The organism is Nocardia goodfellowii (assembly GCF_017875645.1).
GTDB lineage: Bacteria > Actinomycetota > Actinomycetes > Mycobacteriales > Mycobacteriaceae > Nocardia > Nocardia goodfellowii.
Genome location: NZ_JAGGMR010000001.1, coordinates 628,541 through 644,534 on the forward strand (window position 1 = coordinate 628,541; position 15,994 = coordinate 644,534).

Genomic DNA, 15,994 nt, shown 5'->3' on the forward strand with positions numbered 1-15,994 from the left:
GACCGGCTGGATACGCTCCGATCGGTGAAACTGCTCGCCGACACGACACCGCTGCGCTATCCCGACTTCCGGCGGTTGTGGACCAGCAACATCGTCACCGTCATCGGATCCCAGCTGGCCGTGGTCGCGGTGCCGCAGCAGATCTTCCAGATCACCGGCAGCTCCGGATACGTGGGCCTGGCCGGACTGTTCGGCCTGATTCCGCTGATCGTGTTCGGACTGTGGGGCGGCGCGCTGGCCGACGTGATGGACCGGCGCAAGCTGATGCTGATCACCAACGCGGGTACCGGCCTCACCGCGCTCGCCTTCTGGGCCCAAGCCGCCGCCGGTCTGAACAATGTGTGGGTGGTGCTCGTGCTCTTCGGGGCACAGCAGGCGCTGTTCGCGGTGAACCAGCCGACCCGCAGCGCCGCCATCCCGCGCCTGCTCCCCGAGGAGCATTTGGCCGCGGCCAGCGCGCTGAGCATGACCGTGCAGCAGTTCGGCGCCATCGCGGGTCCCGTGCTCGCCGGTGTGCTGATCCCCGTGGTGGGGCTGTCCACGCTGTATCTGATCGACGCGATCGCCCTGATCGCCACCGTCTGGGCGGTGTGGCGACTGCCGGCCATCCCGCCGACCGGCACGGCCCGCACCGCCGGATTGCGCACGGTGCTGGACGGATTCGTATATCTGGCCACCCAGCGCATCCTGCTGGCGTCGTTCGTGGTCGACGTGATCGCGATGGTGTTCGGTATGTCCCGGGCGCTGTACCCGGAGATCGCGCACAAGACCTTCGGCGACCCGGCCAGCGGCGGCGTGGCGCTCGGCCTGCTGTTCGCGTCGATGTCGGTGGGCGCGGTGCTCGGCGGCGTGTTCTCCGGCTGGATCGTCCATGTGCGCCGCCAAGGCCTGACGGTGCTGGTCTGCATCGCGCTGTGGGGACTGTCCATGGTCGGCTTCGGACTCGCCGTGGGATTCACCGGGCACGGCCTCGGGCCGAGCCTGGGACTGTGGATCGCGCTGGCCTGCTCCGCCTTCGGCGGCGCGGTGGACATGGTGTCGGCGGCACTGCGCATCGCCATGCTGCAAACCGTCACCACCGACGAGATGCGCGGCCGGCTACAGGGCGTCTTCATCGTCATCGTCGCTGGTGGACCCCGGATCGGTGATGTTGCACACGGTTTCGCGGCAGCGAGCCTGGGTACCGCTGTGGCCGCGGCGGGCGGCGGTGTCCTCGTGGTGGTCGGCGTGGTGGTCGCGGCCCTGGCATTTCCGGCGTTCGTCCGATATCGAGTGGCCAGGACACACCCGGTGCAGGTGTCGTCGTAGCGGGCAAACCTCACGCCCTCACGCGAGGTTTGTGAGGTTCTCCGGTGGGCACCCTCGTGGTCGGGCCGCGTGGACAGCGACTAGCGTCTAGGTAATCGCACCGCCGTGCCGACCGCACTTCGATGCCGACGGTCCTAGCCTGAGAGGGATCCTTCCGTGCCCGAGAACGACCACATCAACGACGCCAAGCCGGTGCTGAGCTACCCCGGTGGCGAGTACCCCATGACGATCGCCGAAGCCGAAGAAGGCAACGACGGTATCGATCTGGGCAAAATGCTGGCCAGTACCGGCTACGTGACTTACGACCCCGGCTTCATGAACACCGCGTCGACCAAGTCGGCGATCACCTACATCGACGGTGAACAGGGCATTCTGCGCTACCGCGGTTACCCGATCGAGCAGCTGGCCGACTCCTCGACCTTCATCGAGGTCAGCTACCTGCTCATCTACGGTGAGCTGCCGACGCAGGCCCAGCTGGAAGATTTCACCGACCGCATCCGCCGGCACACCCTGCTGCACGAGGATCTGAAGCGATTCTTCGACGGCTTCCCGCGCAACGCGCACCCCATGCCGGTGCTCTCCTCCGCGGTCAACGCCCTGTCGGCCTACTACCAGGATTCGCTGGATCCGCGCGATCCCGAGCAGGTCGAGCTATCCACCATCCGACTACTCGCGAAGCTGCCGACCATCGCGGCCTACTCGTACAAGAAGTCGGTCGGACAGCCCTTCCTCTACCCGGACAACTCGCTGTCGCTGGTGGAGAACTTCCTGCGCATGACCTTCGGCTTCCCGGCCGAACCGTACGAGGTCGACCCCGAGGTCGCCGCCGCGCTCGACATGCTGCTGATCCTGCACGCCGACCACGAGCAGAACTGCTCCACCTCCACCGTGCGCCTGGTCGGGTCCTCCGACGCCAACCTGTTCACCTCGGTGTCCGGCGGCATCAACGCGCTGTGGGGCCCGCTGCACGGCGGCGCCAACCAGGCCGTGCTGGAAATGCTGGACGACATCAAGGCCGCCGGCGGTGACGTCAAGGAATTCATCCGCAAGGTCAAGAACAAGGAAGACGGCGTGAAGCTCATGGGCTTCGGGCACCGCGTCTACCGCAACTACGATCCGCGCGCCGCGATCGCCAAGAAGCACGCCGACGCCATTCTGCAGAAGCTCGGCGGCGACGACGAGCTCTTCGACATCGCCAAGGCGCTCGAAGAAGCGGCGCTGACCGACGAGTACTTCATCTCGCGGAAGCTGTACCCGAACGTCGATTTCTACACCGGCGTCATCTACCGGGCCATGGGCTTCCCGACTCGCATGTTCACCGTGCTGTTCGCGATGGGCCGGCTCCCCGGCTGGATCGCGCACTGGCGCGAAATGCATTCCGAGCCGTTGAAGATCGGCCGCCCGCGCCAGATCTACACCGGCTACGGTGAGCGCGACTACCAAGCCATCAACAACCGCTGAGTAATCAATCACCTATCGAAGGGGATCAGTCCGAATGTCGAAGCCGGAGATCGAATTCCAGGCGGGGCCCGCGCCCACCGAACTCGTCGTCAAGGACATCATCGAGGGCGAGGGCAAGGAAGCCGTGCCCGGCGGCACCGTCGAGGTGCACTACGTGGGCGTCGAATTCGAATCCGGTGAAGAGTTCGACTCGTCGTGGAACCGCGGCGAATCCCTCGCCTTCCCGCTGCGCAATCTGATCCAGGGCTGGCAGGACGGCATCCCCGGCATGAAGGTCGGCGGCCGCCGCCAGCTGACCATCCCGCCGAAACTGGCCTACGGCGAAGCCGGCTCCGGCCACAAGCTGTCGGGCAAGACCCTGGTCTTCGTGATCGACCTGCTCGACGCGAAGTAAGTCGAATCCCGCACCGCGGCCCGTGTTCCCACCGGAACACGGGCCGCGGTCGCTTTATCGGGCCACACCGTCGATTCAGTCGACGAGATCGGTGAAGACAATTTCCCCGATAACCATGTGCTCGAGGCGGATGTGACCCTCACGATGCACTCGGTGCAGAAAATATTCACGTGCGTACGCGTCCAGCCGGAATTCCAGCACCTCGGCTATCCGGAACTCGGCATCCAGCATGGCTACCAGGTAGAGCGGAATGCCGCTTCGCGCGTACTGGACCTTCTTATCGAGCAAGTCCTCCGCCGCCGTGGACGGGGACGAGACCTCGACGGCGATGAGCGTGTCCCCGGCCTCCGGTTTCGCACCTGGCTCATCCAGACACCGGTACACGATGACATCCGGTCGACGGAAGCTGAACTTGGGAACCCGCCACAGAACCACGTCGATACCGGTGTCAACGCGTATACACGGCTCGGTGCTCGGTAGGCGTTCGATCGCATTGGCCAGCCGACGCGCGAGCGAGTTGTGCTCCGGTATGGGGGATTCGCACACGATGACATGACCGTGCACGACCTCGATCTCCCGCGAGATGTCCTCAGGGAGTCGGCGATACTCCTCTTCGGTCATCTCATGCGGCAGCGAATCCACTGGCAGGATCGTCATGAATGCAGGTTACCGAGCCTGTGACCGGCTGCGAGTGCAACTTCCTGGGCAGATAGTCATGGTCGATCGCCCTCGATCGGGCATGTCAGCCTCATTCGCGGACGATCTCGACCGGGTCGGTCAAGGCTAGGGCGAGGGCGGATTGTTGGGCGGTGCCGCGCATCGGCAGGGCTGCCATGGCCTTGCCGGTTTGGGTGTTCAGGTTGTCGACGATGGTTTGTAGCTGGGTTACGCCGGCGGTGAGCTGGGAGATGGCGCCGGTGACCATCGCGCCGCCCTGGTCGGCCAGCTGGGGTAGGCCCTCGGCGAGTTTCGCGCCCTCGTTCAATTGCGCGCTCGCGCTCTGTAGGCGGCCGACGACGGTGCGCAGCAGGGCGCCCAGGTCGGTGTTCGGGTCGACCGCGCCGCCGACCAGGAGGTCCAGGCCGGCGAGTTGGCTGCCCGCCTGACCCGAGACGGCGCGCAGGCCTTCGAGTTTGGTGATGATGTCGGCTACGGCGGGGTCGCCGGCGAAGGGCAGGGCGCGCAGCATGGGCAGGATCTGCTCCAAGCCGGTGCTCACCGCGCTGGCGGACTGTTGCACCTGGCCGATGGTGAGGCCGGTCGAATCCAGGGCTTGGGCGAGCTGATTCGCTTGCAGTGCCGCGCCGTCGACGGTGTCGTTGAGCAGCGCGATCGCCGACGTCAATTGCGCGGAACCAGATTTGGCGTAGTCCAGGAAGCCGAGCATTTCCTGGGCGCCGGAACCGAACTGGCCGGCGCTCGCGGCCGCGGAGTTCACGCCGGCGGCGAGCAGCTGGGCGGTGAACTGCACATTCGACAACTGCGTGCGAGCCTGGGCGACGGCGGCCAGTGCCGCGTCGACACCGCTCGCGCCGATCAGGTGCGTCACCTCGTTCGTCGCCCCGTTGACCAGATTCGGGTCCGCGTCGTCGTGCGTGGCGACGGTGACCTTCGCCCGTTGCGGTTGCGCGCCCGCCAGCGAACCCATGGAGGTGGTCAGGTCGGCGGGCAGGGTGATCACGGCGGCGTAGTCCTCGGTGCTCGCCTCGCCCGGTTTCGCCATGGTCCATTCGTAGCCGCGGCCGTCCTGTTCCAGTGCCTTGACTACGCCGGCGCCGACCGGACCGGTATCGGTGTCGATCACCGCGATTCCGGTCGGCGCGTCGTCGGAAAATACCGCGCATGCGGCGACCGTTCCGCCGAGCGCACCCGCCAGCAGCAGCGAAACAGCGAAAAGTACCGGGCGGGAGCGTTTTCCGATCACCGGGAAACCCTATGGGTGTGAATTAACGCCTTCACCCGCGTTTCCATAAATGTTCGGTAAGGGCGCGACCCCTATTCCTCCCCCAGGGACGCCGCCCAATCCACGGCCACCGTTTCCCCGTGGTCCACGGTGAAGAACGCCACCTCGAGGTGCTGCCCCAGATCGACCAAACCGATCGCGCTCAACGGCACCGGCTGTAGCACGCGGACATGCCACGGCTTCGGTTCGTCCCAGGCCCGCAACTCGAGGTCCAAGCGCAACACCGGGTCCTCGCGCCCGATGTAGTCGGCGGCCACCGGCGCGGCGGCGAGCACCGTGGCGTCGGCCCGGCGGCCGTTGGCGAGGATCTTCGCCACGCTCACGCTGGTGGCGTCACCGGAATCGGGCACGTACAGCACGAGCCGGTCCGGATCGCCCGGATCGACCCGGCAGCACACCACATCGCCGGGCTGCATGCCCTCCAGGTCCGCGACGGGCACCCGCTGGCGCACCCGGGTCTCGTACGGCTGCACCCCGTCCAACCGCACCTGCACGGTGAACACACATTCCGGCTCCGCCCGGCCGGCGGCGTCGCGGCGCACGCCGAGCACCGTCGCGCTGGCGGTCGCGCCGTGTAGCAGTAGTTCCCGTCGCGCCGAGTCGGACAACATGCCACCCCGCCCACCGAAGGTGCGCGATCGTCGTGCGCGCAACAGCCACCCCGAGTTAGCCGACGCCAGGTCCATGGGCGGCCACACTAGCTCCAGGCGGCGGCGGACGACGCGACCGGTGGGTGGATAAGCCCGGCGTGGTCTCCGACACAGCGATACCACCCTCTACTCTGTTCGCCATGACCACTGCGCTTCCGACCATTCCCGCCGACCTCAAGCCTGCCGACGGACGGTTCGGCTGTGGCCCCTCCAAGGTGCGCCCGGAACAGCTGCAGTCTCTAGTCGATACCGGCGCTTCCGTGTTCGGCACCTCGCACCGGCAGAAGCCGGTCAAGGATGTGGTGGCGCGGGTGCGCGGCGGTCTGCGCGAGCTGTTCTCGCTGCCCGAGGGCTACGAGGTGGTGCTGGGCAACGGTGGCACCACGGCGTTCTGGGACGCCGCGGCCTTCGGCCTGATCCGCGAGCGTTCGCTGCACCTGACCAATGGTGAGTTCTCCTCGAAGTTCGCCTCGGTCGCCAAGGGCAACCCGTTCATCGGTGACCCGATCGTGGTGAAGTCGGAGCCGGGTAGCGCCCCGGAGCCGACCTCGGACCCGTCGGTCGACCTGATCGGCTGGGCGCACAACGAAACCTCGACCGGTGTGGCCATTCCGGTGCAGCGTCCCGCGGGTTCCGAGCACGCGCTGATCGCCATCGACGCCACCTCGGGCGCGGGTGGCCTGCCGGTGAACATCGCCGATTCCGATGTCTACTACTTCGCGCCGCAGAAGTGCTTCGCCGCCGACGGTGGGCTGTGGGTCGCGCTGATGAGCCCGGCCGCACTGGCCCGGGTCGAGGAGATCAAGGCCTCGAACCGCTGGACCCCCGACTTCCTTTCGCTGCCGATCGCGATCGACAACTCCACCAAGGACCAGACCTACAACACCCCGGCATTGGCCACGCTGCTGCTGTTCGCCAACCAGATCGAGTGGCTGAACGGCAACGGCGGCCTGGACTGGGCGGTCAAGCGGACCCTGGATTCCTCGTCGCGCCTGTACTCCTGGGCCGAGTCCAGTGCCTACGCCACGCCGTATGTGGTCGATCCGGCGCACCGCTCGCAGGTCGTGGGCACCATCGACTTCGCCGACTCGGTGGACGCGGCGCAGGTCGCGAAGGTGCTGCGCGCCAATGGGATCGTCGACACCGAGCCGTACCGCAAGCTGGGCCGCAACCAGTTGCGCGTCGGCATGTTCCCGGCCATCGATCCCGAGGATGTCTCGCAGCTGACCCGCTGCATCGACTGGGTCGTCGAAAACCTCTGACAGCGATTTTCGGACAGTAGTGCACAGGTGTTTTCCTGCGACACACCGCAATTCGACACGCCGTAGATCGAGTACGTTCGAGTCGAACAGAGCAGATTAGCGGGTGCGGCGCGTTTTGGGCCGACATTCGGCCCGCGTGTCTTGCCTCGAGAACAACAACTGTGCACTACTGTTTCGCAAAGCGGTGCGAGCTCCCGGCCCGCAGGCGGTAGCGCAGCGTGACCACGAAGGCACAGCGAGCGCCGCCGATTCAACACAGCAGTGGGCGGTGTCGCGAGCCGACGCGATAAGGAGGTAACGGTGCGTGAACTTCGAGTGATCGGGGTGACGCCCGACTCCACGCACATCGTGTGCATCGACACCGAGACCGGAAACAAGTATCGGCTGCCCGCCGACGACAAACTTCGAGCCGCAGCCCGCGGAGACCTTGCCCGATTCGGCCAGATTGAGATCGAGATGGAAGCAACTATGCGTCCCCGCGATATTCAAGCTCGTATCCGTGCCGGGGCCTCCGTAGAACAAGTCACCGAAGAGTCCGGCATGCCCGCCAGCCGGGTGGAGCGGTTCGCCTATCCGGTGCTGCTGGAACGCGCCCGGGCCGCCGAGCTCGCGCAGAAGGCGCATCCGGTGCGGCCCGACGGCCCCGCCGTGGAAACCCTGATCGATATCGTCACCGCCGCGTTCACCGAGCGCGGGCACACCCTCGACAATGCCGAGTGGGATGCCTGGAAGGACGAGAAGGGTTACTGGGTCGCCCAGTTGCAGTGGCAGAACGGGCATTCCGAGATCGCCGCGCACTGGCGCTACCAGCCCGACGCGCATGGCGGTTCGGTGTCCCCCCTCGACGATCCCGCCGCCGACCTGGTCGATCCCGATTTCGGCCGCGCACTGCGTGGTCTGGCCACCATCCTGCCCGCCGCGGCCGAAATCGAAGCGGCCGCGCCGGAGCCGGAGCCGGTGGTGGCCGAAACTCCGTCGCCCCGCCCCGCCGAGACTCGCCCGGCCACGCGCGAGGCCCTGGTCCCGCCGCGTCCGGCGGCCCGGCAGGCCCAGCCCGCGATGGACGAGTACTACGAACCGCAGCGCGCCGTCGCCGCGGGCGGGAGCGCTGCCGCGATTCCGGCGGCGAGCACGCCGCCCCCGGCCGCGCCCGCTACACCGGCACCCGCGCCCGCAGCACCGAGCACGCCCGCTGTCGCCGCGGGTACCAGCACCGCTCCGGCCGCGGGCGGCGCCGCGCCCGTGCAGCCCGCCACCGCGCCGCCGAGCACCCCGGCCGCACCGGCACCAGAGCCCGCACCCGCGGCCGCTACCGCTGCTGCCACCGCCAATCCCGCTCCGGCCGAGAAGAAGCCCGCCAAGCCGGCCCCGGCCAAAACCGCGCGCAACAAGCGCGGCAAGGCGCCGATGCCGTCCTGGGAAGACGTGCTGCTCGGCGTCCGCAGCTCCGGCCACTAACTTCCGTACACCCCACGAATTACCCGACGCGCCAACTTATTTCGATAGCACATGGGTAACTCGTCGCGTACCAGCTGAACTTCGCCTCCCAGCAAACCGTCGGCCGCGACGTTAGCTGCTGCGCCTGGCCCGAAGGCGCGGAGCGGCGGATGAGCTATTCGGATTTTGAGTCTCCCTGGCGTGTTCGCACGCCGAACCGGCGGCATCGATCGCCTTGTGCGGGTAGATTTTGATGTGAGTCGTCGACACACAAGTCGGTGGCGGGCAGTTCGCGGTAGCCGGAAGGTGTTCACCGACACCAAGAGTTGCTAAGAATTTGCGACGCGGGTGCAACCATCGGGAGGTGCCGTCAATGCTGTCCAAAGCCTCGACTCTCTGGTACGTCGACGCCCCCGACCCGTTGGCGGTGTTGCGAGATCACCGCGACCCGGACCCCGAAGCCGCACTGGCACTGGCCAAACAGCTGCACTCCGACCGGGACGTGCTGCCGATCATGGTCGGCACGCTCGCCGGATGCGCGGGCCCGGCCGTCAGCGAGGTGTACATCGGCTGCTATCCCGGGCTCACCCTGCTGTGCTCGGCGCAGGCCGCGCTCATCCGCCCCACCTCGCTGCCGGAATTGCTGGTGCGCCCGCTCGCCTCGGAACACACCTACCTGATCGCCTTCGATTCCGCCTACGCCTGGGGCTCTTACGCGCATTGGGAGCGCGGCGAGTTCCGCCGCGCCTTCAGCTCCACCCGGGTGAACATCCTGGAAGACGAAGGCCTGCCGCTGGTGTGGGAACGCCCGTACTGGGCGGGCGAACATCCGGTGCGCTGGCGGGCCGGCGAACTACCCGACCCGCAGATGCTGCCCTTCGATCCGCCCGACTTCGCCGACGCCGCCAACGACGAGTGGCTCGGTTTCCGATACCGCGCCCCCGCTGCCGCGGACGCGCTGACCCCGCGCGATATCGCGGTCTGCGGGTTCACGCTCTACCCGAAGGGGCAGGCGCCGGACCCGGCCACGCTGCTGCCGCCGGAAGAAGCCGAGCTATCCGTGCGGCCACAGCGCCGCAGCATTCTGCACTGGATCCGCGGGCGCGACCGCGTCTCCTGACCTCAGCCGAAAACGAGACCGACGAACAGCGCGAACCAGGCCAGCAGCACCCCGGCCGCGAGGCCCGCGATCACCCATCTGGTCACCGGCACGCCGCGCCAGCGCCATGCGGTCGGCGCGGCCCCACCTGCCGCGACCAGATTCACCACGATCGACAGCAGCGGATGTACCCGCGCCAGCGCGTCGCCGAAGGAAAAGACCGCCGCCGCGGTCAGCAACGCGATCAGCACCGACACGGTGATGCCGGATGCCCACGGTGTCGGATCGCGATAGTCCCCTGGATTCACGATGTCCTCACCCGCTCATAGAACGCCATCGCCGCGGCCGTCGCCACATTGAGCGAATCGGTGCCCGGCGACATCGGGATCCGCGCCCGGACGTCGGTCGCCCGCATGGCTTCTTCGGTCAGTCCCGGGCCCTCGGCCCCCAGCAGCAAGGCGACCCGCTCCCCGGTCATCGCGGTAGCGAGATTCGCCGCGTCCGGATGCGGGGTCAACGCGATGATCTGGAAGCCTTTGCCGCGCAGAATATCCAGGCCCGCGGGCCATTCGGGGACGGACGCGAACGGCACCCGCAGCACATGCCCCATGGATACGCGCACGGCGCGACGATACAGCGGGTCGGCGCAGCGATCCCCGAACAACACCGCCTCGGCGCCCAGGCCGGCCGCATTACGGAACATGGATCCGAGGTTCTCGTGGTCGTTCACGCCCTCCAGCACCGCGACGGTCCGCGCGTCCGCGAGCACCTCGTCCAGGGTCAGTTCCCGGGGGCGGGGCGCGACCGCGAGCACGCCCCGATTGAGATGGAACCCCACCACCTCGGCCATCACCTCGGCACTGGCCCGGTAGTACGGCACCGCCACCCCGGCCAGGTCCGCCGCCAGTTGCTCATACCGCTTGCCCACCCCGAGCAGGGCACTCGGCGTGAACCGCGAATCCAGCATCCGCTGCACCACAACCACCCCCTCCGCGATTACCAGCCCCTTCCGCCCGGGCAGATCCGGTCTGCGGTCGGCGGAGGAGAGATCGCGGAAATCGTCGACCCGCGGATCCGCGGGATCGTCGATATCGATCACTTCAGCCACGGCCCCATCCTGCCTGGTCGGCCGCTCGCGCCCGCACACCGGTGGCCGAGCGTGCGAAATCGGATGCGGACTCGGGGTAAAGCATGGGATGGTCGGATGATGACGATGGGATCCGAGATCACTATCCGTTCGGCCACCGCCGCGGACGCGGAGCAGATCTGGCGGCTGGGGGCGACCTCGTTCACCTGGCGATCCGATCAGGCGTACAAAGACCGGGCCGCCCTCCTGTTCCCGCCGGAGGACGCGATCGTCGCCGTCGACGGCGACCGGGTCGTCGGGCACTCCAAGGCGCGGACGATGACGATGACCGTGCCGGGTGAGCGGACGGTGGAAGCCACCGGCATCGCGGGGGTCGCGGTGGCGCCGAATTATCGACGCCGCGGGATTCTGCGGGCGATGTACACCGAGCAGCACCGCCGCACCGAGGACGCCGGGCTGCCGCTGACCATCTTCACCGCCAGCCAGGGCAGCATCTACGGGCGGTTCGGCTACGGTCCGACGGTCCGGGAGAACCGGGTCACCATCGATCGGCGGTTCGCCGAATTCCTGCCGACCACACCGGATCCGGGCGGTGTCGAACTCGCCGACCTGGCGGACACGCACGAGCAGATCAAAGCCGTCTACGACCGGTGGCGGCGGCTCACCCCGGGCGTGCAGGCCCGCCCCGACGCGTCCTGGGAGATCCGGTTCAGCGATCCGGAGTCGTGGCGTGGCGGCGGCACCGATCTGTTCGTCCTACTGCACCAGGACGGCTTCGCCCTCTACCGCTACCACCACCGTGACACCGGGACGGACGTGGAGATCGTGGAAATGCGCACGGTGACCACCGAGGCGCACGTCGCGATCTGGCGGGCGCTGTTCGGACTCGAGCTCGTCGAGCGGATCGAAACGGTGCTCACCGAGCATGACCCGCTCCCCTATCTGCTGACCGATCTGCGGCTGGTCAAGACCGCCGCCCGTTACGACGCGCTGTGGCTGCGGCTGATGGACGTCCCGGCCGCGCTGACCGCCCGGGCCTATCGCGCGGATCTGGATGTCGTTCTGGCCGTGCATGATCCGTTCCGCGACGCGGGCGGCACGTTCGCGCTCACGGTGCGGGACGGCCATGCCGAATGCGCGCCGACGACCCGGGCCGCGGATTTCGAACTCGGCATCGATGTACTGGGCAGCATGTATCTCGGGGCCTATCCGGCGCGGGTGTTCGCCGCGGCGAACCGCTTGCAGGTCAAGGACTCCGGCAAACTGCACTCCCTGGAACTCGCCTTCTCGGCGGAACGTGACGCGGAGCTCGGCTGGCACTTCTGAGACCTCGGTCCCAGCTTCCTGTCAGAATCCCGTCGTATCCTGGGGCCATGAAGCCGATTCAGCTGATTCTCAACATCCTCTGGCTCATCTTCGCCGGTTTTTGGATGGCGGTCGGCTATGTCATCGCCGGTGTCATCTGCTGCATCCTGATCATCACGATCCCGTGGGGCATCGCGTCGTTCCGGATCGCGGCCTATGCGCTGTGGCCGTTCGGGCGCAGCGCCGTGGAGAAACCGGGCGTGCGGCCCGGTTCGATGGTCGGCAACGTCATCTGGTTCATCTTCGCGGGCTGGTGGCTGGCGCTCGGCCATCTGCTGACCAGCATCCCGCTGTTCGTCTCGATCATCGGCATCCCGTTCGGGTGGGCGAACCTCAAGATGATCCCGCTGTCGCTGTTCCCGCTGGGGCGCGAAATCGTCGAGAGCGACCAGCCCTTCGGCGCCCGGGAGTACGCCCGGTAAACGCCGCTACTCGGAGTCGGTGACGATCTGCTTCATGATGCCGACGGCGCGGGACAGCACGACCAGTTGCTCGTCGGTGAGCTGGGAGAGCTGCTCGGTCATCCAGGCTTCGCGAGCGCTGGCCTCGTCGTCGATCAGGGCGCGGCCCGCGTCGGAGAGCGAGACGATGATCTGCCGGCCGTCGGTGGGGTGTGGTTTGCGCTCCACCAGTTCCAGGTCGGTGAGCGAGGCGATCACCCGGGTCATCGACGGTGGTTGCACCCGCTCCTTGGCGGCCAGCGCCCCCGGGGTCATCGCGCCGTCACGGTGCAAGGTGGCCAGGGCGGACAGCTGAGTCAACGAGATCTGAGCATCGGCACGGCGGCCCCGCAGATGTCGCGTCAGCCGGACCACGGCGAGCGAGAGCTCGCCCGCGAGGGCTCGAACATCCGATGGCGTTGTCACAAGCGCAAACGATACGGGACCTGTGCAAAGCGGGCGGGTGGTTCGGTAGCTAGGCTTGCTGGGTGACCCAGAAAGTTCCGGAGATCCCGCCGCGCTTCACCGATCCGCGCCCGGTTCTGGCGGTCGGTAGTGCGCTGTGGCTCATCGCGACCATCGTGGTGTGGGTCAGCGGGGACCGCTGGGAATCGTTGCGGCCGGTGTGCCTGATGGGAATGGCGGTCGGGCTGCTCGGGCTGACGATCTTCCTGATCCAGCGGCGCGGGGCTCGCCGCGGCGACAAGGGTGCGCAGACCGGGCTCTAACCGACCGCGAAGTCGGCGCTGGTTCCGGTGAACGGGTGCAGGGCTCCATCACCGCCGAGCCGGTCTGCGTAATGCGCGAACCGGTAGGTGCCGGCGTCGGCGTCGGCGGGGATGTCCCAGGTGAACCGCGCCACGGATTCCGCGCTGCCGCGTTTGCTCCAGTGATAGCGCACCGCCCATTCGCCCTCGTTGGCCACCCGCACCCAGTCCCCGGCATCGGTACGACGCTGCACTTCCAAGAAGGTGCCGTTGCGGCGCGGATTGTGTTTCGGGTGGGCGGAGACGAACTCGACGGTCGCCCGGCTGCCGCGCGGATAAGAAGCGGCGGGCTGGATCAGCACATCGCCGAAGGCGCGGCCCGCGGGAGCGGCGTCCGGTCCCGGCGCGGCTACGAAGTTCGGCTGCATATTCGAGACATCCCGCGGCGCGGGACCACGGCCGATCTGCTGACGTGCGGCGAAAGCTTCGGCCAGGCGGGTGAATTCCTGGAGGTAGGCGGGAAGGGTGTAGCGGCCGAACAGAGTCGACCCGCCCTCGTACTGCTGGGCGTCGTATTCCTCAGGGGTGGTGACATATTCGTGGTAGGTGTTCGCGTAACCCTGTAGCAGCACCTGCTCCAGCGGCACCCCCAGTGTGGCGGCCACGGCGCGGCGGACGCGCAACCCGGACACGATGGTGAACTCGCCGCCCGCGGCGGCCAGGTATAGCTCGCCGATGCGCATGATCTGGATGGGCACGACACTGGGCACCCACCCCAGTAGCCCGAGCGGCGCCACAATGGCCTTGGGCGCCTGCGCATCCGCCAGCCATGCCGGTACCGGCCCGCGCGGGTCGCCGACCGCCTCCAGGAACGGGTTGCGCACGCCCTCGGGGATCGGAATGCCGGGCAGACCGGGTCCGTCCTCGATACTGCCCGCGATCAGCGCGACGCCGGCCGCGGCGGGCGAGGTGCGTTTGGGCAGCCCGTCTGTCGTGTAGCGGCCGTCCACCGCGATATCGGCCAGGTCGATGTAGTAGAGCATGGCGTCCACCGGGCCGTCCATCGAGCGGGCTTGGGCCAGTGCGGCTCTGGCGGCACGGTACTGGCGTTCACCGATGATGCGGGTGTTCTCGAACTCGTCGTCCGTCGGGCCCGAGGTGGGGCTGAGGTTCAGGTTCGGCGACATGTCACCGGCATTGGTCTGCGCGAACGCGGACACGAAATCCGGCTTGCCGTCGAGGTACCGGACGCCGTGCTCGGTGTGTTCGTGCGCGAAGGACGCGTAACCCTTGTTGTCACCGCTGATCAAGCGGTTCTTGTTGCTCATCGAGGTGTTGTGCGTGGCGAACCAGGTGATGGCGCCGACAGGTCGGCCGCCCTTGCTGATCGACAGCGTGGTGACCGCCGGATCGATCGCGGCCGGTGGGAAGTAGGCCTTGTCCGAGTCCGGATTTCGATCGAACGCGATGCGAGACCGGTTGACACTCGCGTCGTGCAGTTCACCGCGGCCCAGCGCGAGGGTGCCGGGACCGAGGTCGGCGTGCGCGGCGGCGACCGCCTCCACGATGCCGTTCACCTCGGCGTCGTAAACCTGTTGCTGGAAACCGAGAATGGCGAGGTTGTAGGCGTGGTCGTGGCTGGACCCGCCGCAGGTGGCATGGGAGTGGGTGGAGGTGAGCAGCACGTTCTGCTCGGTGTAGAGATCGCCGAAACGCCGTGCGAGATCCAGCATTACGCCGCGATGCACCGACCCGAAGATCATCCCGTTGTCGGCCACCACGAAGGCGACCCGGCCGGCGCCGGCGGCGATGACGTAGGCGCGTACCCGGGGGCGCAGGTGGATGCCCGCGGTCGTCTGCTCCAGCTGGGAGTAGCCCATCATGCCGCATTCCGCCGCGGGGCCGGTGATATCGGAGATTCCGATACCGATCGAGTAACCGTCGGCGGGCGCGGCCGTCGCGGTGGCGTGCTGGACGCCGGGGATGCCGCCGGTCGCCGCGGCGGTGGCCAAAGTCGCCGACCCCACTACGGTCCCGGCGAGAACAGTCCTGCGCGACAACGACATACGGGCGCTCCTTAGTCTTCCGATGGCACTGAACCACAGAACTGGACGCCCGTCCAGTGTAACTTTTCAAGCCAGCGAATTGACTGCACGCGCCACGAGCGCTTAACTCCCTGGGGTGTCCTCCCGATTGAGCGTCGAAGAACGACGGGCCCACCTTATCGAGGCGGCCATTGGGCTAGCCGAGAAAAAAGGCGTTGCCGGTGTGACCACGCGCGATGTGGCTCAGGCGGCAGGTGTCTCGCTCGGTGTGGTGCATTACTGTTTCGAAAATAAGGACGCGCTGATGACCGAGCTGGTCAAGGCGCTAGCGATGGAATTACGCGATTCTGTCGATGCCAATGAAACGGTATGGCAAGACGTCGGAAGTGGAAAAGAAGCACTTCAAAAATTGGTGCGCGCGGCACTGGAACTCATGTGGCTCAACATTGAAGCCACACCCGAACGCCAACTACTCACCTACGAAACCACGACTTACGCCTTGCGCGAAGGCGAGCAAACTCCCGCGAAACTCGCAATCGCGCGCGAACAGTACGCGTTCAACGACGCCACCGTGGCCGACATCCTCGACCACGCCCGCGATGCCACGTCCAACCAGTGGACGGTCCCGGTGCAGTCGCTGAGCCGATTCGTGCTCGAGGTCATCGACGGCATGGTGCTGCGCTGGCTGGTCGACAACGACAGCGAGGCCGTGCGCGGACAGCTCGACCTGCTCAGCGAAATGCTCACCAACTACGCGGTTCCCACCGGAAACTGAG

The 15,994-nt window shown here is 67.3% G+C and carries 17 protein-coding genes; 10 read left to right on the forward strand and 7 right to left on the reverse strand.

From position 1 onward, the window contains the following. The first annotated feature begins 24 nt into the window (after nucleotides 1–24). From BJ987_RS02335 to BJ987_RS02345, 3 genes are all read left to right on the forward strand, one after another. Entirely contained in the window at nucleotides 25–1,308 is a 1,284-nt protein-coding gene (locus BJ987_RS02335) for an MFS transporter (RefSeq protein WP_209884231.1), read from the forward strand. Nucleotides 1,309–1,464: 156 nt separating this feature from the next. Next, nucleotides 1,465–2,769: a citrate synthase gene (locus BJ987_RS02340; protein ID WP_209884233.1), complete on the forward strand. Its 1,305-nt coding sequence runs from the start codon at nucleotides 1,465–1,467 to the stop codon at nucleotides 2,767–2,769. A gap of 34 nt (nucleotides 2,770–2,803) precedes the next feature. Next, the gene (locus BJ987_RS02345; protein WP_209884236.1) at nucleotides 2,804–3,163 is read left to right on the forward strand and encodes an FKBP-type peptidyl-prolyl cis-trans isomerase; all 360 of its coding nucleotides are present in this window, start codon (nucleotides 2,804–2,806) and stop codon (nucleotides 3,161–3,163) included. A gap of 75 nt (nucleotides 3,164–3,238) precedes the next feature. Here BJ987_RS02345 and BJ987_RS02350 read toward each other — a convergent pair whose 3' ends face one another. The 3 genes from BJ987_RS02350 to BJ987_RS02360 form a co-directional block, all read right to left on the reverse strand. Then, a complete protein-coding gene (locus tag BJ987_RS02350) occupies nucleotides 3,239–3,820 on the reverse strand; it encodes a Uma2 family endonuclease (protein ID WP_209884238.1) in 582 nt (193 codons plus the stop codon). 91 nt (nucleotides 3,821–3,911) lie between these two features. After that, nucleotides 3,912–5,087: a YhgE/Pip domain-containing protein gene (locus tag BJ987_RS02355; protein ID WP_209884240.1), complete on the reverse strand. Its 1,176-nt coding sequence runs from the start codon at nucleotides 5,085–5,087 to the stop codon at nucleotides 3,912–3,914. 71 nt (nucleotides 5,088–5,158) lie between these two features. Then, nucleotides 5,159–5,812, reverse strand: a complete 654-nt coding sequence (locus tag BJ987_RS02360) for a hypothetical protein (RefSeq protein WP_209884241.1) — start codon at nucleotides 5,810–5,812, stop codon at nucleotides 5,159–5,161. Nucleotides 5,813–5,916: 104 nt separating this feature from the next. On the opposite strand from BJ987_RS02360, the gene serC reads away from it, so the two are divergent. From serC to BJ987_RS02375, 3 genes are all read left to right on the forward strand, one after another. Further along, nucleotides 5,917–7,038 carry a phosphoserine transaminase gene (serC, locus tag BJ987_RS02365; RefSeq protein ID WP_209884243.1) on the forward strand — a complete coding sequence of 374 codons (1,122 nt, stop codon included), beginning with the start codon at nucleotides 5,917–5,919 and terminating at the stop codon, nucleotides 7,036–7,038. A gap of 300 nt (nucleotides 7,039–7,338) precedes the next feature. After that, on the forward strand, nucleotides 7,339–8,496 hold the full coding sequence (gene sepH / locus BJ987_RS02370) for a septation protein SepH (RefSeq protein WP_209884245.1): 1,158 nt from the start codon (nucleotides 7,339–7,341) through the stop codon (nucleotides 8,494–8,496). A gap of 352 nt (nucleotides 8,497–8,848) precedes the next feature. Next, nucleotides 8,849–9,595, forward strand: a complete 747-nt coding sequence (locus BJ987_RS02375; protein WP_209884246.1) for a DUF6928 family protein — start codon at nucleotides 8,849–8,851, stop codon at nucleotides 9,593–9,595. A gap of 2 nt (nucleotides 9,596–9,597) precedes the next feature. Here BJ987_RS02375 and BJ987_RS02380 read toward each other — a convergent pair whose 3' ends face one another. Both BJ987_RS02380 and BJ987_RS02385 read right to left on the reverse strand, forming a co-directional pair. Beyond that, on the reverse strand, nucleotides 9,598–9,882 hold the full coding sequence (locus BJ987_RS02380) for a DUF2537 domain-containing protein (RefSeq protein WP_209884248.1): 285 nt from the start codon (nucleotides 9,880–9,882) through the stop codon (nucleotides 9,598–9,600). After that, nucleotides 9,879–10,682 carry a TrmH family RNA methyltransferase gene (locus tag BJ987_RS02385; protein ID WP_209884250.1) on the reverse strand — a complete coding sequence of 268 codons (804 nt, stop codon included), beginning with the start codon at nucleotides 10,680–10,682 and terminating at the stop codon, nucleotides 9,879–9,881. Before BJ987_RS02385 ends, BJ987_RS02380 begins: the two co-directional genes overlap by 4 nt. Nucleotides 10,683–10,778: 96 nt before the next feature. Between BJ987_RS02385 and BJ987_RS02390 the strand changes: the two genes are divergently transcribed. Then, the gene (locus BJ987_RS02390; protein ID WP_209884252.1) at nucleotides 10,779–11,987 is read left to right on the forward strand and encodes a GNAT family N-acetyltransferase; all 1,209 of its coding nucleotides are present in this window, start codon (nucleotides 10,779–10,781) and stop codon (nucleotides 11,985–11,987) included. A 47-nt stretch (nucleotides 11,988–12,034) separates the two neighbouring features. Further along, on the forward strand, nucleotides 12,035–12,448 hold the full coding sequence (locus tag BJ987_RS02395; protein WP_209884254.1) for a YccF domain-containing protein: 414 nt from the start codon (nucleotides 12,035–12,037) through the stop codon (nucleotides 12,446–12,448). A 6-nt stretch (nucleotides 12,449–12,454) separates the two neighbouring features. Here BJ987_RS02395 and BJ987_RS02400 read toward each other — a convergent pair whose 3' ends face one another. Continuing rightward, nucleotides 12,455–12,892: a MarR family winged helix-turn-helix transcriptional regulator gene (locus tag BJ987_RS02400; protein WP_209884256.1), complete on the reverse strand. Its 438-nt coding sequence runs from the start codon at nucleotides 12,890–12,892 to the stop codon at nucleotides 12,455–12,457. Nucleotides 12,893–12,954: 62 nt separating this feature from the next. Between BJ987_RS02400 and BJ987_RS02405 the strand changes: the two genes are divergently transcribed. Then, entirely contained in the window at nucleotides 12,955–13,194 is a 240-nt protein-coding gene (locus BJ987_RS02405; protein ID WP_209884258.1) for a DUF2530 domain-containing protein, read from the forward strand. Here the strand turns inward: BJ987_RS02405 and BJ987_RS02410 are convergent. Then, complete coding sequence (locus BJ987_RS02410) at nucleotides 13,191–15,239, reverse strand: neutral/alkaline ceramidase (protein WP_209884260.1); 2,049 nt, start codon at nucleotides 15,237–15,239, stop codon at nucleotides 13,191–13,193. The two genes, BJ987_RS02405 and BJ987_RS02410, sit on opposite strands and share 4 nt — an antisense overlap. A gap of 127 nt (nucleotides 15,240–15,366) precedes the next feature. Here BJ987_RS02410 and BJ987_RS02415 point away from each other — a divergent pair, with 127 nt between their 5' ends. Further along, nucleotides 15,367–15,993 carry a TetR/AcrR family transcriptional regulator gene (locus BJ987_RS02415; protein WP_245365777.1) on the forward strand — a complete coding sequence of 209 codons (627 nt, stop codon included), beginning with the start codon at nucleotides 15,367–15,369 and terminating at the stop codon, nucleotides 15,991–15,993. Nucleotide 15,994 lies beyond the last annotated feature (1 nt).